The following is a 23,528-nucleotide window of genomic DNA, read 5'->3' on the forward strand; positions in this document are numbered from 1 at the left end:
CCAAGGTTTGTATTCCGAAAATATCCTTAGAAAGGAGGTGATCCAGCCGCACCTTCCGATACGGCTACCTTGTTACGACTTCACCCCAATCATCTATCCCACCTTCGGCGGCTGGCTCCAAAAGGTTACCTCACCGACTTCGGGTGTTACAAACTCTCGTGGTGTGACGGGCGGTGTGTACAAGGCCCGGGAACGTATTCACCGCGGCATGCTGATCCGCGATTACTAGCGATTCCGGCTTCATGTAGGCGAGTTGCAGCCTACAATCCGAACTGAGAACGACTTTATCGGATTAGCTCCCTCTCGCGAGTTGGCAACCGTTTGTATCGTCCATTGTAGCACGTGTGTAGCCCAGGTCATAAGGGGCATGATGATTTGACGTCATCCCCACCTTCCTCCGGTTTGTCACCGGCAGTCACCTTAGAGTGCCCAACTAAATGATGGCAACTAAGATCAAGGGTTGCGCTCGTTGCGGGACTTAACCCAACATCTCACGACACGAGCTGACGACAACCATGCACCACCTGTCACCGTTGTCCCCGAAGGGAAAACCATATCTCTACAGTGGTCAACGGGATGTCAAGACCTGGTAAGGTTCTTCGCGTTGCTTCGAATTAAACCACATGCTCCACCGCTTGTGCGGGCCCCCGTCAATTCCTTTGAGTTTCAGTCTTGCGACCGTACTCCCCAGGCGGAGTGCTTAATGCGTTAGCTGCAGCACTAAGGGGCGGAAACCCCCTAACACTTAGCACTCATCGTTTACGGCGTGGACTACCAGGGTATCTAATCCTGTTTGCTCCCCACGCTTTCGCGCCTCAGTGTCAGTTACAGACCAGATAGTCGCCTTCGCCACTGGTGTTCCTCCAAATCTCTACGCATTTCACCGCTACACTTGGAATTCCACTATCCTCTTCTGCACTCAAGTCTCCCAGTTTCCAATGACCCTCCACGGTTGAGCCGTGGGCTTTCACATCAGACTTAAGAAACCACCTGCGCGCGCTTTACGCCCAATAATTCCGGACAACGCTTGCCACCTACGTATTACCGCGGCTGCTGGCACGTAGTTAGCCGTGGCTTTCTAATAAGGTACCGTCAAGGTACAGCCAGTTACTACTGTACTTGTTCTTCCCTTACAACAGAGTTTTACGAACCGAAATCCTTCTTCACTCACGCGGCGTTGCTCCATCAGGCTTTCGCCCATTGTGGAAGATTCCCTACTGCTGCCTCCCGTAGGAGTCTGGGCCGTGTCTCAGTCCCAGTGTGGCCGATCACCCTCTCAGGTCGGCTACGCATCGTCGCCTTGGTGAGCCGTTACCTCACCAACTAGCTAATGCGCCGCGGGCCCATCCTATAGCGACAGCCGAAACCGTCTTTCAGTATTTCACCATGAAGTGAAACAGATTATTCGGTATTAGCCCCGGTTTCCCGGAGTTATCCCAAACTATAGGGTAGGTTGCCCACGTGTTACTCACCCGTCCGCCGCTAACGTCAAAGGAGCAAGCTCCTTCTCTGTTCGCTCGACTTGCATGTATTAGGCACGCCGCCAGCGTTCGTCCTGAGCCAGGATCAAACTCTCCATAAAAGAAATTTGATTAGCTCAAATTGTTTTGCTGGCATCAATTTTGATGTCCAAAATTTTTGTTTCATTCACTAACATAAGTTAGCTCAGAAACTATATTGATTACGTTTTGCTTGTTCAGTTTTCAAGGTTCATTTTGCTAGTTACTTAATAAGTAACTTTTTATAATTTAACATATCGTTTAGATATTGTCAACTATTATTTTCTTTCAGTGTGTTGTTCGTATGTTTCGTAACAACGTGTTTAAATATATCATCTCACATAATAGTTTGCAAGTGTTTAATTGAAATAAAACTATTCAGTTAATATATAAACAGTAGTTTCTTCTATAGTAATAACAAAGTGCCTGGCACTCACACAATTTCTTGAATCCCACTGCACATTGTAAGCAGTCATCGAGGCTGTGACTTATGTTGGTGCCAGGCACGCAAACTATTTTTAAATAAAAAAACGCTACTTAGTTTTCACTAAGTAGCGCTTTCTACTATCGTACCCAGATAAAGTATGCAAGGAAGACAAAGAATAATCCGTACATCATTGGGTGAATTTCTTTTTTACGTCCTGCTAAAAGCATCGTTATTGGGTAGAATACGAAACCAATTGCGATACCTGTTGCGATTGAATAACCTAGAGGCATCATTAAAACTGTAAAGAATGCTGGAACTGCAATTTCGAATTTATCCCACTCGATTAATCGTAATGACGAAACCATTAAAACACCTACGATAACAAGTGCTGGTGCAGTTACTGCTGAAGTAACTACTGCTAATAATGGTGAGAAGAACAATGCGAATATAAATAATATTGCCGTTACCACTGCAGCAAAACCTGATCGGGCACCTGCTGCTACACCAGAAGTTGACTCTACATAAGCAGTAGTAGTTGATGTACCAAATAATGAACCAATTGTTGTTGCTAATGCATCTGCCATTAACGCGCGGCTGGCACGTGGTAATTTATCGTCTTTAACTAAACCTGCTTGTGTTGCTACAGCCATTAATGTACCTGCTGTATCGAAAAAGTCAACGAATAAGAATGTTAATACTACTACTAAAAATTTAACGTTGAGCAAAGAACCAAAGTCATTGAAAATAGGTTTAAGTGCTACCATAAATGTTGAATCTACACTCGGAATTGCTGAAACAATCGCTCCTGGAGGAGTAATCACACCTGTAATCATACCGACGATTGCCGTAATAACCATCCCTAAGAAAATACCGATGCTGCGGAATTTAAGGATTAAGATTATTGAAATAATAATACCGAACACTGCTAATAGTGTTGAACCTGTAAATGCGCCTAACGTTACTAAAGTTGCGTCGCTATTAACAACGATGCCAGCGCCTTGTAACCCTACGAATGTAATGAATAAACCAATACCAGCTGATACTGCGTATTTAAGTTGTGCTGGAATTGCGTTAATAACTGTTTCACGAATACCTGTTAGTGAAAGGATAATAAAAATAATCCCTGAGAAGAATACACCCGTTAAGCCCGTTTGCCAAGGGATACCATACGTCCCTACTACTGTGAAGGCAAAGAATGCATTTAAACCCATACCTGGTGCTAAAGAGATTGGGAACTTAGCAAAAATACCCATAATCAAAGAACCAACTGCTGCTGCTAATGCCGTTGCTACGAATACAGCACCTTTATCCATTCCTGCACTTTCTAGAATGCCTGGGTTAACTGCTAAAATGTATGCCATGGCAAGGAATGTTGTAATACCACCAATTATTTCGCGGCGATAATTAGTACCTAATTCATCGAACATGAAATATTTTTTCATCGTTAAAAAATCCTCCGTATTGTCGTCTTCAATATCGAAAACAAAAAAGACACGCTGACTATTCTACTAGTCGCATGTCTACGATTCATTTCATCACAAATAATGTGTGAAATAAATTAGTTATTATACATCCGTATAAAAACTAAATCGTAGTCAAGTTATTTACGGTAACTTGGTAGAAACTCACGGGCCATATTCCCGACATTATACGACGACTTATTTACTTTACAATCGTAATATATCATTTCGTTTTTTAGATTTCAAGCCTATTTCCGAACATTTATTATAAAAAAAATACGAAAGTTCGTGTAAAATATGAAATCAATGTTAAGTTTTTGGCAAAATAACGGAAGAATAAAGAAAAAGCGCAACTTACATTATCGTCCTTATCGCCATAAAACAAGAAAAACATAGGCGAATTTAGTCAACCTATGTTTTTAAACACATTAGTTATGCTGTTGTTCTTGCTTCTTTTTCAAATACTCTGTACGTAATTTTTCCAGTTGCTGCTTTTTATCAAATTTGGCAGGCTTGTTTTTTTCATGATACTTTGCCACAGCTACTTTACCTTTCGTATCCAGTTGATATTTACCCACGTTGTTCACCTACTTTTTCGTCCTGAAAGAAATTCTATTCAACTTTATAATATACCTTATCTTACTGAAGTATACCGTAATCTTGTACTGCTAACCTAGCATATCATCGTCAAAGCATTAAATTTCGCGGAAAATAAAAACCACTTTTATTTATTTTCGTGGAATAACTATAAGAGCGTTTATTTATTTAGGTGTCATTAATTTTTCGCTGCGGAAATGAGGTTGGGACATTATCGTCGAATATAAATCCTCTCGATTTTACAAAAGGTTTCTCCACATGAGTGAAGTGTAACTCCAATAAAAAAAAGCCCTAAACACCCTATTTAAATAAGGTATTTAGGACTCTCGCTAATAGCTATTATTCCCACTCAATTGTTGCTGGTGGCTTAGAAGTAATATCATACAGCACGCGGTTTACGTGTTTTACTTCGTTTACTAGACGAACAGAGATTTTTTCTAGAACGTCCCAAGGGATACGTGCCCAGTCAGAAGTCATACCGTCGATAGACGTTACAGCACGGATACCGATTGCGTAGTCATACGTACGAGCATCGCCCATTACGCCAACTGAACGAATATCAGGTAATACCGTGAAGTATTGCCAAACATCACGATCAAGTCCAGCTTTTGCGATTTCTTCACGTAAGATGAAATCAGATTCGCGGACAATTTCAAGTTTTTCTTCTGTTACTTCACCAAGTACACGAATACCTAGACCAGGACCTGGGAATGGTTGACGCCAAACGATTTTCTCATCCAGACCAAGTTCTAAACCAAGTGCACGCACTTCGTCTTTGAATAATGTTTTTAATGGTTCAATCAATTGGAACTGCATGTCTTCTGGAAGACCGCCTACATTGTGGTGTGATTTAATTGTTTGAGCTGTAGATGTACCAGATTCAATAATGTCAGTGTATAGCGTACCTTGTGCAAGGAAATCCATACCTTCAAGTTTTGAAGCTTCTTCATCGAATACATAAATAAATTCGTTACCGATAATTTTACGTTTTTTCTCTGGATCAGACACACCTGCAAGTTTGTCCATGAAGCGTTGACGTGCATCAATTTTAATTAAGTTCATATCGAAATCTTCTGTGAAAGTTTTCATAACCTGTTCAACTTCACCTTTACGGTTTAAGTTATGGTCTACGAACATACAAGTAAGTTGATCGCCGATTGCTTTATGAATAAGTACTGCAACAACAGAAGAGTCTACTCCGCCTGAAAGTGCACATAATACTTTTTTATCGCCAACGATTTCGCGAATTTTAGCAATTTCGATTTCAATAAAGTTCGCCATTGACCAATCGCCTTTAGCGCCACAAATATCGAACACGAATTGACGTAGTAAATCATTACCATATACAGAGTGACGAACTTCTGGGTGGAATTGTACTGCGTATAATTTACGTTCTACGTTTGCCATTGCAGCGATTGGGCAAGATGCACTTGTTGCGATGATTTCAAAGCCAGCAGGTACTTCTGTTACATGGTCACCATGACTCATCCAAACGATTTGTTCAGTTGGTAATTCACCGAATAATTTATTTGCAGCAGTCACTTGAATTTCCGCTTTACCGTATTCACGTGTTTCAGCGCCTTCAACTTTACCACCTTGCGTATGAGCCATTAATTGCATACCATAGCAAATACCTAGGATTGGTAAACCTAATTCAAAAATAGCTGGATCTACATGGAAAGCATTTTCATCATAAACGGAATTTGGACCACCTGAGAAGATGATACCTGTTGCGTTCATGTCTTTAATTTCTTCCGCTGTGATCGTATGTGGATGTAATTCACTGAAGACACCGAATTCACGGATACGACGTGTGATTAATTGGTTAAATTGGCTACCGAAGTCTAAAACAACGATTTTTTCTTGCTCTTTTAATAAAGGGCTTGCTGACAATATTTCCACCTCTTCTTGTATTATTAAAGGACGTTTTCATATGTTCAAAGAAAAACGCGTATGAAAGTAAAAAAACTTCCTACGCGTCCATAAGCTCGTGATATATAAAGGGGAATGCGTAACAAAGAAAAGTGATCTATAAAAAAAATCTCACCTAACCAAAACATTCACCTTCATAGAGAAATCATTTACGGTGATTTCGTAGAAACATCCGAACCCTATTTTCGAACTTATATGAAAGCCATCCTAATCATATATAATTTTTTTCATTTTACTCTTTGTGACCGTTAAAATCAACTGATTGTGCGATTGATTAAATATTCCCAACTTTCTCGCAGTTTCACAAAGTCAACTTCTTGCCCATTATTGCTATAAATATGGTGCTCATATACCGCTGTTAACTTCCGCATCTCGTCTGTCTCTAATGACGCATCTACCCGCTCTGCAAATGCTCGTAATGTCTCGCCATGTTTTCGACTTAAGCCAATACGGCCTAATTGTTTTGTTAACGCCTGATAGGAAGCTTCAAAATTTGTCCAATCGGCTTCTTTATTCCGATAAACACGCACCTGCATTTTAGGAATCCATGTCTTTCGTTGAACAAATAATGTCACAGCCATAATGATTAGCAAAGCAAGGATTGCTAACCACACATATTTTAAAGACTTCAACCATGTCCACACACTATCTAAACTAAATGTTGAAGTAGCAGTTGCGTTTTTAGTCGTTTGTTCTTTCTTTGGTTGTTGTTCAGGTTTCTCTTCCGGCTTTAGCACATCGTCTTGCTCTGGCGTTTCCTTTTGCAAGTCATAATTGATGTTCACTGTACCCGAAAAACCAATAGTTGGTTCAAACTCTATCCAACCCGTACCAGGAACATATGCCTCAACCCATGAGTGGGCATTATTATTGGTAATCTGATATTCGCGATAGCCATCCGATAAAGGCCCTGCATTCCCCGGCGCAAATCCTTTTACCCAACGGGCAGGAATACCAATAGAACGAAGCATAACGACCATCGATGTAGAGAAGTTATCACAATAGCCAACTTTCGTATCAAATAAAAATTGATCTACATAGTCTTGTTGTTCAGCAGGGTAAGCAGCCGCTGTTTTATCGTATCGATAGTTTCCTTTTGAAAAATATCCCTCTACCGCCTTTATTTTTTCATACACCGATGCTTTGTCGCGCGTTATATCAATCGTTAAATCTTGCACTCGTTTTGGCAATGTATCCGGTAATTGTAAAAATCGATTATACGAAGAATCTAATGTTTCTAACATAGCTGGCTCTGACATTTGAAGGTCCTGCAAGCTATAATTCGGTTCACTGTAAGTTAATGTATAGCTAGACAGTAATTGATTCGAACCACTTTGTTGTTTCGTAACAATTTTTTCGGTCTGTGCATCTTGAATATATAAGGTTGGGTCCTTTGCCGATACAGACAGCATGCCATATGTTTGTATTAAAAATGGCATCGGAATAGCAAAATCCAACTCAATTTGGCGTTCATTTTCTCGCGATCCTACCTGCAAAGACGTTTGAATCGGGGTATCATTTTCAAAAACCACTTCTCCCATAAACTCATTCGATAATTCCCAGCCTTTTGATGTATACGTATCTTTTGTATCGATACGCCAATAGTGTCGATCACGGGATTTTGTAGTAAAAATTAATGTATTATCACCGTTGTAAGGACCACCTAACCTACTATCGTCTTCACTGTAACCAACTGTTTTTTGGCCATCTCCTACACCACTTTGCCCTGTCACACTTTTAATAAATGGCACTGGATCAGCCCACGTAGGTCCTGCTTTTGGCAAAAAGAACGCCACCATACTAACAAGCGCCACCGAAATAAGCATCGGCACTATAATTTTCAACTTTTTAATAATCTCACTTGGGGCATCTACTTGAAGCCTTAACCGTTTAATAAAAAGGACACCCGTCATCATTAGACCAAGTACAACTACTTTCACAATTGCCGCTTTCCCGTTATATTCACTAAAAGTATCAAGTGTTGCAATGAAAAATACGGTTAATGCGAAGAAATAGAAAATATTATGGTGCACTGTAATCCAATGATGAATTAAATAAATTAACATCCAAATCAATACTAAAAACAGGACGGTTCTAAACGGATCCGATACTTGTTCAAAATTCCCAGAAAATATATTTACCATGTTCCATGTCACTTCATTTGTTAAAAACGGTAGCGTGTGACCTGAAAAGAATGGATTTTCACTATAAACAAATATCACAAACCACGTAATGTAACCTAATTTTACAAGTCCCGATAATAACGGTGGAACTTTAAATAAACTTAACGCTAATGCTAAGCCGATAAAAATTAAAAACAAATACCCTACACCTGTGTTCGTTAATTGCATAACCGGTACTAGCCATTCACGCAGAATAAAGAAAATAATGACATAAGCGATCGCCAACTCAATAAAATTTTCTAGTGATTTTTTCACGGCTTCATCACCTCCGTGAACAAGTGGTAATAATTTGTCGGGTCTACATAAACAACTTGAATATGTTTATAACGCTTTGTGACATCTGAAACTACTTGTGTCTGTTGCGTTACTACAAAACAAATACAGCTTTTCACCGAATTGCCTAGAGTATGTAATAAGTCATCTGAAATATCACTCGTAACATATAAAAGTGTTGCAACACGCTGGAAAACTTGTGGATCACGTAATTGGAAATTAGCCTGTTCAACAGGTTTTACACTCGCCAAATGTTGCATAACTCGGTCTAGTTGCTTTTCACCTTGGATGGCAGAAAACACTTTTGTATTTGCTCCTGTTGAAACAAAAGAAATATCGCCTCGCCCTTGTACAATTGCTTTAAGCATAGATGCTACTAACTCAATTTTCTCCTCAAACAACGAGGAAGCTCCCTCATCCAGCATTAACAGCAATTCCTGGGATTGACGGTCCTCAAATTCCTTCGACTGAAGTGATTGCGTTTTCGCAAAAGACTTCCAATGAATCCATGAAAAGCGGTCTCCCGGTACATATTCACGTAAACCAACGGCCATTGATGTATCCTTGACAATGGAATAAGGAGACATCATAGACCCAACATCTAATTTTGCTTGTAATGTAGCATATTTCATATCATGCACTCTTGGATAGACGAGAACGGTTTGTTCCTTCTCTACCACCATGCGTTTTTGTGCCCAACCGAAAAAATCATAGAAGATTATATTTGCACCTAAATAACGATGCTCACCACGCGGCAAGTTTTCTAGTGTGTAACGCCACGTAAAGGTCTTTTTAAAACCGACAAATTTTATCGCGTCTTTCGCTTGTATTTTTGACTGAACTAGCGTCGCACTACCAACAAGTTCCTCCATAAGCATATAAGCAAATGGAAAACGCGTTTTTCGTTCTACGTTTATCGTTACGTTAACCGATTGTCCACTTTCAACACGAGAAGGTTCGATTTTCCGCTCCACTCGAAAAATGCTCTCCCGAACAAGTTGAAAAATAAAGGCATACAATAAAAATGGACTTACTGTAAAAAACACAAACCAGCTAACAAAACCACCTTGAAACATCGCATAGCAAAACGTTAAAAGCATCAGAAAGCTCACTAATAGAAAATGTTTACTTTTCTCAAAAAGGGCTCGCCATTTTTTCATTGCTCTGCAAACCTCTTCGTCGGCACAGGTGTTTTTGCGATAATACGCTCAATAATTTCCTCTGCCGTTACATCATCATAGCGCGCATCTGGCTTCAACACTAATCGGTGACTAAAAACATATGGCGCTAAATGTTGAACATCATCTGGTATTACATAGCTACGCCCTTTCATAAACGCATAAGCCTGTGATGCCTTCATTAAAGCGATAGTTGCACGGGGACTAACCCCTAAATACACATAATTATTCTCTCTCGTTTGAGAAGCTAGCTCGACCATATAATTTTTTACAGAGTCTTCTACATAAACTCCTTGGACAAGCTTTTGTAATTCAACTAACTGCGCAGTCGAAAGAACCGCTTCAATTTTTTCGATAGATTTGCCATTTTCAGCACGGCGCAAAATTTCGACTTCTTGCCCCCTAGTTGGATAGCCCATTTTTATTTTCAGCAAAAAGCGATCAAGCTGGGCTTCCGGCAAAGGATACGTTCCTTCGTGTTCGATAGGATTTTGAGTAGCCATGACGAAAAATGGCTCAGAGATTTGAAGTGTATTACCATCGACTGTGACAGATGCTTCCTCCATCGCTTCCAGTAATGCAGATTGTGTTTTAGGTGATGTTCGATTAATTTCATCGGCTAATACTACATCGCCCATTATCGGCCCTGGACGAAACTCAAATTCCATTGTTTTCGGATTATAAATAGATACACCGACAACATCCGAGGGCAGTAAATCAGGTGTAAATTGAATACGTTTAAATTGAGCATCAAATGATTTCGCAAGGGCCCGTACCATCATTGTCTTCCCAACACCCGGCACGTCCTCTAGTAAGACGTGACCGTTAGCAAGCAATGCAACAATACTAAGTTCCGCCACATCTCTTTTACCAATCATAACTTTTTCTATATTTTCTAATACCATTTGTATTTGTAAATTCATAAAACAAAAACCCCTCCCACTTTCGCTAGCCAATTGTTTGAATTGCACGATAATTTACTTTAAGCATATCGAAAACTGTTTCGTAACACAATTAATGTGCCACTTGCATGCACTCTCGTAACTTACTTTGTTGTGAAGAACTATTATGTGGCGAACAAGCCTATAAAGTAGTATAACGTTTCGCTTACAAAAAAGTTACAAATTTTATTTTTTTAACCAATACTATATTCAGCAATTAGAGCTACAAAATCGTCGGTAGTTATACCGATATTGCTGATAACTAAGCAATCCGAATTGGCGCAAAGCAAAAACCCTCTATACCAAAACTGGTATAGAGGGTGGAAATATCGAGCTAGATGGAAGTTCGGTAACTATTGTGACGCTTCTTTAGCTTGCTAAGGCGACTTAGTTTTCCCGCTGTTTCATTTAGTTCATTGTGAATTTGCACATCACCTTCATTATTAACAAAAGCAGCCTCTAATTTATTGAGACGTTGTTGTTGCTTTTGTCTCCCATTAGTTGAGCGCTTTTTCTCTTTCTTTTTTTGCATACTCTTTTGAAATTGTTGCTGTGCAGTATGGCTAAAATTATGACTAAGATCACCAGCATGTAAATACTGCTGCTCATTACGAAAAGTACTACTCATCATCGCACTTACGCTAGAAGTCCTCATTGTTAGTTACCCTCCTTTACATTTCGTTTGCTTTATAGGTATTTATATCGACATTATATGCAAGTATTTAAGCAAACAGAACCAAAAATACTAAAAAAGAATAGAATTATTCAAAAACATTCTTTTGAACAACTCTATTCTCATAAGCATTATTTCCAAAAATCATCAAAAATTGTAATAGGCATATGGCGTTTATGTTGAGATCGTAAATAGTGTTGCTCTAGTATTTCGCGAGCATCTTTAGGAATTTCCTTCCCTTCTAAATAATCATCAATTTGCTCATATGTTAATCCCAATGCTACTTCATCCGGTAAAGACGGACGATCTTCCTCTAAGTCTGCTGTTGGCACTTTTAAATACAAATGCTCAGGGCAATCAAGCGCCGCTAACAACTGTTTTCCCTGACGCTTGTTAAGACGAAAGATAGGCATTAAATCTGCTCCACCATCACCAAATTTTGTATAGAAACCCGTAATCGCCTCTGCTGCATGGTCGGTTCCTAAAACAACTGCACTATTCATTGCAGCAATCGAGAATTGCACTTTCATGCGCTCACGTGCTTTTTCATTCCCTTTAACAAAATCGCTAAGTGTCACACCCGCATTTTCTAGAGCACGGACACTCGCATCGACCGCTTCTTTAATATTCACTGTGTAAGTATGCGTTGGCTGTATAAAATCAATCGCATCCTGACAGTCCTGCTCATCCTTTTGAACACCGTATGGCAAACGCACTGCCCAAAATGAATATTTCTCCTCACCCGCTTCTGCATTTAACTCATCAACGGCTAGTTGCGCTAATTTGCCAGTTAAAGTAGAATCTTGGCCACCGGAAATCCCAAGCACAAATCCTTTTACAAAGCTATATCGATGTGCATACGCCTTTAAAAAATCAATGGATTTACGAATTTCCTGTTGTACATCAATAGTTGGCAAAACGTGTAATTCTTGAATGATTTGCTGTTGTAATGTCATAACATACCCACTCCTTACCCTTTGACAATTCGATTGACCATTTCTCGAACTTCTTCTATATTGCGCATTTTATTATCCCAGCATTTTTGGCTTAAATCGACCGGATATTCCTCTGGATTCATTGCACGCTTGTATTCATCCCATAGCAACTCTAAATTTTCAGCTGCATATTTTTGCATATCCACCAACGTCGGATTTTGATAAATGACTTCACCTTTATGAATAACATGCTGATGTAAGTTTTTCGCCTCAAAATTCGTCACGAATTTGGACACAAATGTATGCACAGGGTGGAACATTTTGATGCGCTCTTCAGATTGAGGATCTTCATCGTGCATTGTAATGTAGTCACCCTCTGATTTGCCGTTTTTCCGATCGATAATGCGATAAACATTTTTTAAACCAGGTGTTGATACTTTTTCAGCATTGGCGGAAATTTTGATTGTATCCTCTAACTGACCATCTTTATTTTCAATTGCCACCATCTTATAGACAGCTCCTAATGCTGGCTGATCATAAGCTGTAATGACCTTTGTTCCAATGCCCCACATATCTACGCGGGCACCCTGAGCCTTTAAATTTAATATTGTGTATTCATCTAAATCATTTGAAACAACAATCTTAGCATTAGGGAAGCCTGCTTCATCTAACATACGACGCGCCTCTTTGGAAAGGAATGCAATATCCCCACTATCTAGACGAATACCAATAAAATTAATTTTATCCCCTAGTTCTTTTGCCACTTTTATAGCTGTAGGCACGCCAGATTTCAACGTGTTATATGTGTCCACTAAAAACACGCAATTACGATGACGTTTAGCATAAGCGTGGAATGCATCATAATCATTTTTATATGCTTGGACAAGTGCATGCGCATGCGTACCAGCAACTGGTATATTAAATAATTTCCCTGCGCGAACATTACTTGTAGAAGCGAATCCCCCTATAAAGGCTGCACGAGTCCCCCAAATTGCCGCATCCATTTCATGCGCACGGCGCGTACCAAATTCCATCGCCATTTCATCTTTTACGATTTGTTTAATGCGACTCGCTTTTGTCGCTATTAGCGTTTGGTAGTTCACAATGTTCAATAAAGCTGTCTCAATAAGCTGTGCTTCAACTAGCGGTGCCTCAATACGAACAATTGGCTCATTTGCAAAAACGAGCTCCCCTTCCGCCATTGAATACATATCACCTGTAAAGCGAATGTTTTTTAAGTAGTCAATGAAATCATCTTTGTATCCAACTTCTTCACGCAAATAAGCGATATCGGATTCACTAAAACGAAAGTCTCGTAAATATTCCAGCATACGTTCCAATCCGGCAAATATGGCATAGCCATTTCCAAATGGTAATTTTCTGAAATATAATTCAAAAACCGCTTTTCTATTATGTATACCATCAGCCCAATAAGACTCTGCCATATTGATTTGGTATAAGTCCGTGTGTAGCGCTAAGCTATCGTCAGCATAGTTTGATCTCATAGGAATTCCCTTCTTCCACTTTCATAATTAGTCCTAGTATACACTATTTACCCAAAATCTTGCGTTTAACACGTTTTCTATTACATGTTAGGTTTTCTTACATTAATAGTCAGAAAATTTAGAACCGTTCATAATTTAGACACAAATTTTAGCACCGCTTTCATTCCTTTAACAAATAGCTTTTTAGCAATCTATTACGAAAAACGAAATACAGCATGTAATATAACATAACATGGGTTTTAAAAAAACAATTGCGCCGTTTATCAGCTCGCTATAGTATGTAAATTAAATTTACGCAAGGAGCTGATGTGAGTGAAAAAAATAGAAGCAATTATTCGTCCGGAAGTATTCGGGGTTGTACGAGACGGACTTGCAACGGTCGGCATTGCAGGTTTAAGCATTTCTGAAATTGCTGGCTGCGGTCGTCAATTAGGTCATACAGGTTTGTTTCGTGGCAATGCGTACGAAATTGAATTTTTACCTAAATTAAAACTAGAAATGATTGTCGACGATGACCGAGTTGATGCTATTGTGGAAGTTTTATTACGCGACGCTGCAACCGGTAAGGTTGGCGACGGAAAGATTTTTATTTATCCAGTAGAACAGGCAATTCGCATCCGTACGAAAGAAGTCGGATCAATTGCTGTAGATTAAGGGGGAGATTGCTATGGAGGACGTACTATTATCTGTCAATTTAGTTTGGGTTATGCTCGGTACCATTTTAGTATTTTTTATGCATGCAGGTTTTGCAATGGTTGAGGCTGGTTTTACACGCTCTAAAAATGCCGTAAACATTATTATGAAAAACTTTTTAACGATATCGCTCGGAGGCATCGTCTACTTTCTATGCGGTTATGCCATTATGTTCGGTGACACAGCTGGAGGCATCTTCGGCACAAGCGGATTTGCTTTAAACGGCGTAGATGACCTATCCTTCTTTATTTTCCAAACAATGTTCGCTGCAACAGGTGCAACCATCTTATCTGGAGCGGTAGCAGAACGTACAAATATTTTTGCTTATATCGGTGTCATTATCTTAATGACGTTACTTGTTTACCCCGTAGTTGGACATTGGATATGGAGCGGTCAAGGCTGGTTAACTGATTTAGGCTTTATCGATTTCGCTGGTTCTACAGTGGTCCATTTAACTGGTGCTGTAGCTGCGTTTGTAGCAGCAATCATGATTGGACCGCGTTTAGGCAAATACGAAAATGGTCGTGTAAATGTTATTACTGGTCATAGTATTCCTCTTGGCGCATTAGGCGTGTTCTTGCTGTGGTTCGGCTGGTTCGGTTTCAACGGTGCCTCTACACTAGCAGCAGATCCTACGCTCGTGCCAAAGGTCATTGCCAATACTTTCTTCGCAGCTTCAGCTGGTGTTGTCGCTACTGCCTTCTACACAAAATTCCGCTACGGCCACATCGATGGCTCACTAACACTCAACGGTGCTTTAGCAGGGCTTGTAGCTATTACAGCTGGTGCAGCTAACGTTAGCATTATCGGTTCCATCATTATTGGCTTCATTGCTGCGCCATTATTAGTTGAAGGTGTTCGCTTTATCGAATGGAAATTAAAAGTCGATGATCCTGTAGGTGCCATTGCAGTCCATGGAATTTGTGGTATTTGGGGCACACTTGCAGTTGGACTATTTGATATTAACGGTCAAGGTTTATTTTATGGTGGTGGTTTCAGTTTACTAGGCATTCAAGCAATAGGTGTCATTGCAACAATTGCTTGGGTTGGCGTTTCGGTGGCAGCTGGCCTATTTATTATTAAAGCTTTTGTGCCTTTACGTGTATCAGTAGAAGAAGAAATGACTGGTCTAGATGTTATCGAACACGGTACGCCCGCCTATGAATATCAAGAAGTTTTTAAAAGCTCCGCGATTCAAGGTGAAACATTTGCACAGCGTTTAACTCACATCGGCAAAACGCAAACAACTGTCATGGAAGAACATGTCTAGCATCTAACTTATAATATCTGCTGGCTGGCTCAAGAAAACCTCGACAGTCCAGCAGATTCTTTTTTATAGCCTCACAAGAGTAAAAATTACGCTTGTTCTAATTCAAGTAAAAACTCTTTCATCGTTAGTCCACTTCGGAAACCCGTTAGCTTACCATTTTTGCCGATCACACGATGGCACGGGATGATTGCTAAAATCGGGTTGGCCCCTATTGCACTACCTACTGCTCTCACTGCCTTTGGTTTGCCAATGCGTTCTGCAATAGCAGAATAGGTTGTTGTCGTACCATAAGGGAGCTCTTTTAGCGCATCCCATACAGCAAGCTGAAATGCTGTTCCTTTCACATGGATAGGCACATTAAATTCAGTAAGCTCTCTATTAAAGTAAGCCGTCAATTGCGCGACGTAAGGCATACATTTTTCTTTATTGTCTTCAAAACGATAACCTTTGAACGACTTTTGAGCCCATTTTTCCACTTCTTCAAATGCTGTATTCGGCGTCCCTATATAGACAAGCCCTTCATCGGAAGCAATAATATACATCTCGCCTTGAGCGTATGTGAGTGTATCTACATATAAAACATCCATTTATCCGTTCCCCTCACTTATTCTGATTAGAGTATATTACAAAAAGGTAAAATAGCTGTAGCGTCAAATCATTTCATGCTACAGTTATTTTACCTATAAGCTTAAAGGAGTTTCAACTACATGACTATGTTATATGAGCCCGCTATTCACCTTCAACAAGTGAGCTTTACAGTAAATGAAAAGAACATTTTAAAATCAATTACTGGGTCATTCCCCAAAGGGAAAATTACGACCCTCGTTGGTCCATCTGGTGCTGGCAAAACCACCTTATTAAAAATGTGCAACGGACTACTGTCCCCGACAGAAGGCCATATATCCATTGATAATCAACCCATTACAAATTATGAGCCTACTACATTAAGAAAATATGTCGGAATAGCCCTACAAGCAGCACCGATGATTTACGGAACCGTATTTGATAATTTAGCACTACCACTTGTGTTACAAGGAAAAAAGCTCTCCAAGCAAGAAGCCATTCAATATTTACAAGACGTCGGGCTCGATAACAGCTTTTTACATCGCCCCACCAATGAGTTATCAGGTGGACAGCGTCAAAAAGTATCCATTGCCCGCACCTTAATTAACCAATCTTCTATATTATTGTTGGATGAAATTACTTCTGCACTCGATCGACAATCAGTTCAAGATATCGAAGCACTTATTACGACAATTAACGAAAAATATAATGTTACAATTATTTGGATTACACATAATTTACAACAAGCATTAACAATTGGGCACTACACATGGGTCATGATGGGAGGAGAGCTTATCGAAACAGGCGAAAGCTCAATATTAAGAGCCCCTAGTAATCCGAGAGTCGCTGAATTTGTTCAGGGGGTAAACGCATGACCTATACATCACTTTCGCTAACATTAATTTTTGTATTAATCCCTTTAGTACTTTCGAAAACCTTTAAGCTTGATCTTGAAAAAGACACAGTGATTGCAACTATTCGTTCTATTATTCAATTACTGGCAGTCGGCTATATTTTAAAGTTTGTCTTTGATGCGGGCAGCCCCATTTATATTTTTTTAATGGTAGCATTGATGATTTTAGCCGCCACGTTAAATGCCCGAAAAAAAGGCAAAGGCATTAAGGGCATTACATGGAAAATAGTATTTACACTCGTAACGGTGGAAATTGTCACACAAGGTGTTTTACTCGGTTTCGGCATTGTCCCTACTACCGCACAATATATTATCCCGATTAGCGGCATGTTAATCGGAAACTCTATGGTATTGTCCATCTTATTTTTAAATCGTTTCACCGCGGAAATTACAAGTCACCAAAACGAAATTGAGCTCATATTATCTTTAGGCGGTACTCCTAAACAGGCCATTCATCGCCAACTAATTAATGCTATTAAAGCAAGCATGATTCCTACCATTGAAAGCCAAAAAACAATTGGACTTGTCCAGTTACCTGGTATGATGAGCGGTCAAATAATTGGCGGAGCAGATCCAATACAAGCAGTTCAATTCCAACTATTAATCATTTTTGCTCTACTAACAACGGCAACATTATCAAGCATAATGATCGGTTTTTTAAGCTATCCTGTACTCTTTAACGATCGATTGCAGATGCTAGAAATGAAATAATTGTTTTCGTGCTATCATGACATACTCTTCAAATATGTTATACTAGTAAGAAAAATGCAGTGAGGAGAATGACCCATGTTATTACGCGATTTTTTCATCCAATTATCTGAAAACCAACTATTAAATAGTGCTGCAAAAAAATACGGCTTAAAATTAGGAGCTCAAAGTGTTGTAGCTGGTACAAATATAGAAGAAACAATTGCAAGCATCAAAGAATTAAATGCGCATAATATCTCTTGCACAGTGGATAATTTAGGGGAATTTGTTGCAAATGAAGAAGAAGCTACAAAGGCTAAAGAACAAATCCTCGCTGTCATTGAAGCAATTCACGAACACGGTGTTGATGCGCATATTTCATTAAAGCCTTCCCAATTAGGTTTAGACATCGATGTTGATTTTTGCTACGACAATTTATATGAAATTGTAGAAAAAGCAGCAAGTTATGATATATTCGTTAACTTTGATATGGAAAATTATGGCCGTCTACAAACATCATTTGATATGGTAGAAGAGCTTTCAAAAACGTTTCATAATGTCGGCACTGTTATTCAATCGTACTTTTACCGAGCTAAAGACGATATTGAAAAATTTAAAAACTACCGTTTACGTATCGTAAAAGGTGCCTATAAAGAGCCTGCGGAGGTAGCCTTCCAAGATAAACTTGATATCGATTTAAACTTTATCGAACTGATAGAATATCATTTATTACACGGCAAATTTACATCGATTGCTACACATGACCATAACGTTATTGCTCATGTAAAACGCTTTGTTGCCGATAATAATATTCCATTTGATAAATTTGAATTCCAAATGTTGTACGGCTTCCGCACGGACATGCAAAAAGAACTTGCGAAAGAAGGCTATAACTTCTGCGTATATGTGCCATTCGGCGAAGATTGGTACGGTTACTTTATGCGCCGTCTAGCAGAACGTCCTCAAAATCTTAACCTTGTGACGAAACAAGTATTTACGAAAAAAACAAATACTGTCCTTGCTGTAGCAGCAGGTGCCTTCGTACTTGGACGCTTAACAAAGCGTAAAAAATAATCAATTGCCTTGCAACCTACTTGCGTTGATTTCCGCTACGGGTGGGCGCTTTCCGCGGGCACACCCGTTGCGGAAATCAAATAATTAATATACTTAACTTCGTATCAAAAAATATTTCTTAGCGATTTAAATAAAAAAGGCATCAAGAATGGATTCTTGATGCCTTTTATCTTGTCACCAGTTTGGCAACTCGTTTTTACTTTTGGTTAAGGATTTGTTGACCAAAGACCTGCATGTTTTAATACAACACGTGGATGTAATTTTAAATTAGCTACCATTAAGTCTGCTAAATCTTCTGCCTGCATAACTTTTTCCGGATTGCCGTCTGTTAGTTGTAATTCAACTGCCATATCTGTTGCAACAGTACTTGGTGTTAACGTTACAACGCGAATATTATGTTTTCTCACTTCTAACATTAATGATTCGCTCATGCCAATCACTGCAGCTTTTGATGCACTATATGCGCTCGTAATTGGCGCACCTTTTTGACCTGCAGTAGATGAAATATTAATGATATCGCCAGATGCTCGTTCAATCATCTCTGGAAGCACCGCACGCGTTGTGTAATAAACTCCTTTAACATTGACATCTACGATATTCGTCCAATCTTCAGGTGAAAGTTCTAAAAACTTACCAAATTTCGAAATTCCCGCATTATTTACTAAAATATCGATTGGCCCTAACTCAGCTCGAATACTTTCTACAGCAGTTGTGATGGATTGCAAATTTGCTACATCCGCTGTAGCAAGCGCCACTTTCACATCATATGCTGATAATTCATCGGCAACTTGTTGTAAATTCTCTAACGTACGACCGACAAGCCCTACGTTGATCCCTTCTTTTGCAAAAGCAATAGCTGTTGCACGGCCAATCCCACGACCGGCTCCAGTAATTAGTGCCGTTTTACCAGAAATAGTTTGCATATATCTTACTCCCTTATGAATAGTGATAGATAAAATCTCTGTTTTTTAGCATACCTATTCAGCGAAGAAAAGTACATCCAGAAGACTTATTTATTCCATCCTTTTTCTTTAAAGCGAGCAATCGCTTCAATACGATTGCCGACATGAAGCTTTTCTAATATCGTGGAAATATAATTGCGAACGGTCCCTGCCGATAAAAATAACTCTGCTGCAATTTCCTTTGTCGTTTTACCTTCTGCCACAAGTGTTAACACTTGGCTTTCACGCTCCGTCAGTGGATTTTCACTGTCATCCTCGTATACAAAATCAACCAGTTCAGGTGCGTAAATTCTTTTACCATCAACGATTGTCCGAATAGCACTTACCAATTCTTCGATAGGACTATCCTTTAATAAGTAACCTCGAACGCCTGCTTTTCTTGCTCGTTCAAAATAACCCGGTCTGGCAAACGTCGTTAAAATAATTACTTTACAGTCTGAGTTATGCAATTCTTCCGCTGCATCAAGTCCAGTTTTCACTGGCATTTCAATATCCATAATACAAACATCAGGCTGATGCTCTGCTACAAGCGCCAAAGCTTCCTCGCCGTTTTTTGCTAAACCGACGACCTCCATATCTTCTTCCATACTAAGTAAAGAACGAAGTGCGCCTAACAGCATCCCCTGATCTTCAGCAATTACAATTCGTATCATGCCATACCCCTCTTTCTATAGGTTTTTCAGATTATCTTTAACCTTTTGGTGTGTAATCGTCACCGGAATCGATATTGTTAATGTTGTGCCATTTTCATTTTCTATTTTAAATGAACCATTTATAAATTCTAAACGTTCATGCATCCCTTTTAAGCCATTGCCCGACTTCAATGCTTGCTTTCTTGAAATGCCCTGTCCATTATCACGAACGACTAAGTGCACTTCTTTAAAGTTTTGATGGAAGGCGATTTCACATTTGGTTGCGCCGCTATGCTTTACAATATTCGTTACGGCTTCTTTTAAACACATAGATAACACATTTTCCACAAGTGGTGGAACATGTAAGGAGTCTTTATCGCCCTCAAAAACAAGTTCCATTTCTGCCGCCTTTAAAATTTGAGAAACGCGCATAAGCTCATCTTCAAATTTAGTTGTCCGCATATCCGACACTAATTCTCGAACCTCTTTCAAGGCAATACTGGCAGTTTGCCGAATATCTTTAATTTCAATTAAAGCTTGCTCTGGATCACGTGCAATCAACCTAGAGGCTAGGTCGCTTTTTAAGCCTATCATTGATAATTTTTGTCCTAGCGTATCATGTAAATCACGCGCAATACGTTGTCGTTCCTCAAAGACAATCAATTCGGCAATGCGTTCATTCGCAGTTTCTAGTTGTCCTTCTAAATTTTCACGCTTATTTTTTGAATAAATCGTTAATGGTAAAAGGACTACTGCTAAAATCGTAAGTACGACAAATGGAAGCTGTGATAAAAATAAATGTAGCTCAACGAAGAAACCAACCCCTGTAGAAATCACAGTAAAACCGATATGGAGCCCGTACATTATGTAAAAGCCAACAGGTCTACGGATATTCCCAATGAAAAAGGCTGTGAAAATCGATAAATACACATAACCATACAAGATCGTTAAAATAATATTAATGACCATTTCAAAGCTAATCCACATATAGACTAGACCGTTTTTAGCGTTTACTGAAAATCGATAAAAAATAAAATAGAGCATTAAAAAAGTAATCCCTATTGATATTTCAATCGATGATGATTTTTTAAAAATAAAGAAAAACGGTAGAAAACAAAATATTACCCATAAATAAATACTGAGCATAGGACTATTCGGAATGATACTATGCCATTTCTTTATCATAATCTCACGCTCTTTCCTACTTTTCCCTACATTATAACAAGAAAAGAATTTTTGCGCCCTTACTTGCCATTATGTACTTTTTAAACACTTATCGTAATTATATAAACCAGCCATCCCAAAATGAGATGGCTGGTTTGGTTAAATTCTACTAAGCAGCAATTGTGCCTTTCGTTTTTCGTTTTATAATGTCATTCACATCTTTAAAAGTTACAAACTTACCTTGTTCCTCATCATATAATTTAAAGCGTAAAGATTCTAAGCTTGTACGCAATGTAATGGTAGTAGCTGTATGCAATGGTGGCGTTTCATTATGCGCTTTTTCAAGATTATAATTCGGTACACGTGGTGCTAAATGGTGTACGTGATGGAAGCCGATATTACCTGTTGCCCATTGTAATAGTTTCGGTAGTTTATAATACGAGCTACCCTCAACAGCCGCTTTCACATAATCCCACTCGGTGTCGTGCTCGAAATAAGAATCCTCGTACGTATGTTGGATATAAAATAACCAAATTCCAAGTGAACCTGCGATAAATAACGTCACACCTTGAACTAGTAAAAATGCTTGCCAGCCCATAGCGTAAATAAGACTTGCACAGAGGCCTAAAATAATCATGTTAGTAATATACGTATTCATGCGTTCTTTTTGCTTGGCATCTTTTCTATTAAAACGATTCAAAATTAACACCATATATAATGGGCCTAAACCGAACATTACAAGTGGATTACGGTAAAAACGATACCACATACGTTGACCTTTTGAAGATTGTAAATATTCTTCTACTGTCATCATATCAATATCACCAATACCGCGCTTATCTAAATTGGAACTTGTTGCGTGGTGAATTGTATGCTCACGCTTCCACTTTTCATATGGGAACGATGTTAGTACCCCAGTTACTAAGCCAACCCAGTCGTTTGCTTTTTTACTTTTGAAAAATGAACCGTGGGTACAATCATGGAAAATGATAAATGTTCTAACGACAAAGCCAGCAGAAATAACACTTAAAGCTGCAGTTAACCATGGCGAAACATCAACTAACATATATCCAGCAATCCATAGGACAATTAACGGTACTATTGTATTGATCATTTGAAAAATGCTTTTACCAGTATCTGATTTCGCAAATGGTGCTACATCTTGGCGTAATTTCTTCGTTTTTTCTTTATCTGTTGCCATTCCTTTTTTCCCTCGTTTCCTTTTGCTTATGACCTCATCATAAAACAAGAGAATAACTAGCAATAGACGCAAACATCATAAAAAGCATATGACATTTGTCATAAACATAAACGATTGTCAAGCCTACTAGCTTACTTTTTCAGGTCCAGGTAAAGACAGTTGGTAAAATACTAAATCTAGCCATTCATCAAATTTGTAACCAGCATTTTTGATTGTTCCTGCATATGTAAATCCTAACTTCTCATGTGCCTTAATACTAGCGACGTTCTCGCCATCGATACCGGCAACTAGCGTTTTAACGCCTTGCTTTTGTGCGATAGCAATCAACTCATGCATCAACTTACTGGCAATGCCTTTTTTATAATGATCCTTGTGTACATAGACCGAATGCTCCATCGTATGCTTATAACCAGGATATGGACGGAACTGACTGTAACTGGCAAAACCAGCCACTACGCCATTGTCCATAAAAACGAGCAACGGATTGCCAGCTGCTTGTTGCTCATGAAACCATTGTTGTTTCTCTTCTAACGTTTGTATGTCATATCGATATACAGCTTTACTCGTTAAAATAATGTCATTGTAAATAGCTAAAACCGATGGTAAATCTTTTTCTTCCATAAATCGAATCATCCAATTCACGTCCTCACTATATAAGAAATAGACCCCACCGCTAACGGCAGGGTAGTGTACTTAGCACAAATATTCCATTCGCTTCGCTCTAAAGGACATACGGATTTTGATTAGGCATACGTCGCCTTCTCA

At 39.1% G+C, this 23,528-nt stretch carries 20 protein-coding genes, 1 rRNA gene and 2 riboswitches; of the genes, 5 read left to right on the plus strand and 16 right to left on the minus strand.

What is annotated here, in order from left to right:
- Positions 1-30: 30 nt before the first annotated feature.
- The 10 genes from ACKVEV_RS14280 to ACKVEV_RS14325 all read right to left on the minus strand — a co-directional run bounded on the left by ACKVEV_RS14280 (position 31) and on the right by ACKVEV_RS14325 (position 13,603).
- Positions 31-1,582: ribosomal RNA gene (locus ACKVEV_RS14280) — 16S ribosomal RNA — on the minus strand.
- Positions 1,583-2,063: 481 nt separating this feature from the next.
- Positions 2,064-3,368 carry an NCS2 family permease gene (locus ACKVEV_RS14285; RefSeq protein ID WP_409367031.1) on the minus strand — a complete coding sequence of 435 codons (1,305 nt, stop codon included), beginning with the start codon at positions 3,366-3,368 and terminating at the stop codon, positions 2,064-2,066.
- Between the two features lie 130 nt (positions 3,369-3,498).
- Positions 3,499-3,600: riboswitch (purine riboswitch) on the minus strand.
- A gap of 214 nt (positions 3,601-3,814) precedes the next feature.
- Positions 3,815-3,964, minus strand: a complete 150-nt coding sequence (locus ACKVEV_RS14290; protein ID WP_409367032.1) for a hypothetical protein — start codon at positions 3,962-3,964, stop codon at positions 3,815-3,817.
- A gap of 358 nt (positions 3,965-4,322) precedes the next feature.
- Positions 4,323-5,876 (minus strand): glutamine-hydrolyzing GMP synthase, encoded by a 1,554-nt coding sequence (gene guaA, locus ACKVEV_RS14295; protein ID WP_409367033.1) that lies wholly within the window; start codon positions 5,874-5,876, stop codon positions 4,323-4,325.
- 156 nt (positions 5,877-6,032) lie between these two features.
- Positions 6,033-6,134: riboswitch (purine riboswitch) on the minus strand.
- A 35-nt stretch (positions 6,135-6,169) separates the two neighbouring features.
- Positions 6,170-8,353, minus strand: coding sequence for a DUF3488 and DUF4129 domain-containing transglutaminase family protein (locus ACKVEV_RS14300; RefSeq protein WP_409367034.1), 2,184 nt, complete (start codon positions 8,351-8,353; stop codon positions 6,170-6,172).
- Positions 8,350-9,531 (minus strand): DUF58 domain-containing protein, encoded by a 1,182-nt coding sequence (locus tag ACKVEV_RS14305; protein WP_409367035.1) that lies wholly within the window; start codon positions 9,529-9,531, stop codon positions 8,350-8,352. The genes ACKVEV_RS14300 and ACKVEV_RS14305 overlap by 4 nt, the downstream gene beginning before the upstream one ends.
- On the minus strand, positions 9,528-10,472 hold the full coding sequence (locus ACKVEV_RS14310; RefSeq protein WP_409367036.1) for an AAA family ATPase: 945 nt from the start codon (positions 10,470-10,472) through the stop codon (positions 9,528-9,530). The genes ACKVEV_RS14305 and ACKVEV_RS14310 overlap by 4 nt, the downstream gene beginning before the upstream one ends.
- 352 nt (positions 10,473-10,824) lie before the next feature.
- On the minus strand, positions 10,825-11,145 hold the full coding sequence (locus tag ACKVEV_RS14315) for an NAD synthetase (RefSeq protein ID WP_409367037.1): 321 nt from the start codon (positions 11,143-11,145) through the stop codon (positions 10,825-10,827).
- Between the two features lie 149 nt (positions 11,146-11,294).
- The gene (gene nadE, locus ACKVEV_RS14320; RefSeq protein ID WP_409367038.1) at positions 11,295-12,119 is read right to left on the minus strand and encodes an ammonia-dependent NAD(+) synthetase; all 825 of its coding nucleotides are present in this window, start codon (positions 12,117-12,119) and stop codon (positions 11,295-11,297) included.
- A 14-nt stretch (positions 12,120-12,133) separates the two neighbouring features.
- Positions 12,134-13,603: a nicotinate phosphoribosyltransferase gene (locus ACKVEV_RS14325; RefSeq protein ID WP_409367039.1), complete on the minus strand. Its 1,470-nt coding sequence runs from the start codon at positions 13,601-13,603 to the stop codon at positions 12,134-12,136.
- A 312-nt stretch (positions 13,604-13,915) separates the two neighbouring features.
- On the opposite strand from ACKVEV_RS14325, the gene ACKVEV_RS14330 reads away from it, so the two are divergent.
- Together ACKVEV_RS14330 and ACKVEV_RS14335 are read left to right on the plus strand one after the other, a co-directional pair.
- Entirely contained in the window at positions 13,916-14,257 is a 342-nt protein-coding gene (locus ACKVEV_RS14330; RefSeq protein ID WP_409367040.1) for a P-II family nitrogen regulator, read from the plus strand.
- Between the two features lie 13 nt (positions 14,258-14,270).
- Complete coding sequence (locus ACKVEV_RS14335; RefSeq protein ID WP_409367041.1) at positions 14,271-15,566, plus strand: ammonium transporter; 1,296 nt, start codon at positions 14,271-14,273, stop codon at positions 15,564-15,566.
- An 86-nt stretch (positions 15,567-15,652) separates the two neighbouring features.
- Here the strand turns inward: ACKVEV_RS14335 and ACKVEV_RS14340 are convergent, their stop codons facing one another.
- Complete coding sequence (locus ACKVEV_RS14340) at positions 15,653-16,153, minus strand: methylated-DNA--[protein]-cysteine S-methyltransferase (RefSeq protein ID WP_409367042.1); 501 nt, start codon at positions 16,151-16,153, stop codon at positions 15,653-15,655.
- A 120-nt stretch (positions 16,154-16,273) separates the two neighbouring features.
- Between ACKVEV_RS14340 and ACKVEV_RS14345 the strand changes: the two genes are divergently transcribed.
- The 3 genes from ACKVEV_RS14345 to ACKVEV_RS14355 all read left to right on the plus strand — a co-directional run bounded on the left by ACKVEV_RS14345 (position 16,274) and on the right by ACKVEV_RS14355 (position 18,804).
- Positions 16,274-17,005, plus strand: coding sequence for an ATP-binding cassette domain-containing protein (locus ACKVEV_RS14345; protein ID WP_409367043.1), 732 nt, complete (start codon positions 16,274-16,276; stop codon positions 17,003-17,005).
- The gene (locus ACKVEV_RS14350; protein WP_409367044.1) at positions 17,002-17,754 is read left to right on the plus strand and encodes an ABC transporter permease; all 753 of its coding nucleotides are present in this window, start codon (positions 17,002-17,004) and stop codon (positions 17,752-17,754) included. Before ACKVEV_RS14345 ends, ACKVEV_RS14350 begins: the two co-directional genes overlap by 4 nt.
- Positions 17,755-17,829: 75 nt before the next feature.
- Positions 17,830-18,804, plus strand: coding sequence for a proline dehydrogenase family protein (locus tag ACKVEV_RS14355; RefSeq protein ID WP_409367045.1), 975 nt, complete (start codon positions 17,830-17,832; stop codon positions 18,802-18,804).
- Positions 18,805-19,010: 206 nt separating this feature from the next.
- Here the strand turns inward: ACKVEV_RS14355 and ACKVEV_RS14360 are convergent, their stop codons facing one another.
- From ACKVEV_RS14360 to ACKVEV_RS14380, 5 genes are all read right to left on the minus strand, one after another.
- Complete coding sequence (locus ACKVEV_RS14360; RefSeq protein WP_409367046.1) at positions 19,011-19,727, minus strand: 3-ketoacyl-ACP reductase; 717 nt, start codon at positions 19,725-19,727, stop codon at positions 19,011-19,013.
- 86 nt (positions 19,728-19,813) lie between these two features.
- The gene (locus ACKVEV_RS14365; RefSeq protein WP_402928388.1) at positions 19,814-20,419 is read right to left on the minus strand and encodes a response regulator; all 606 of its coding nucleotides are present in this window, start codon (positions 20,417-20,419) and stop codon (positions 19,814-19,816) included.
- Between the two features lie 15 nt (positions 20,420-20,434).
- Positions 20,435-21,442: a sensor histidine kinase gene (locus tag ACKVEV_RS14370; protein ID WP_409370561.1), complete on the minus strand. Its 1,008-nt coding sequence runs from the start codon at positions 21,440-21,442 to the stop codon at positions 20,435-20,437.
- A gap of 289 nt (positions 21,443-21,731) precedes the next feature.
- Entirely contained in the window at positions 21,732-22,763 is a 1,032-nt protein-coding gene (locus tag ACKVEV_RS14375) for a fatty acid desaturase (protein WP_409367047.1), read from the minus strand.
- A gap of 126 nt (positions 22,764-22,889) precedes the next feature.
- Positions 22,890-23,396 carry a GNAT family N-acetyltransferase gene (locus ACKVEV_RS14380; RefSeq protein ID WP_409367048.1) on the minus strand — a complete coding sequence of 169 codons (507 nt, stop codon included), beginning with the start codon at positions 23,394-23,396 and terminating at the stop codon, positions 22,890-22,892.
- Between the last annotated feature and the right edge of the window lie 132 nt (positions 23,397-23,528).

The sequence above is a fragment of the Lysinibacillus sp. 38-6 genome (assembly GCF_046245175.1).
Classification (GTDB): domain Bacteria; phylum Bacillota; class Bacilli; order Bacillales_A; family Planococcaceae; genus Lysinibacillus.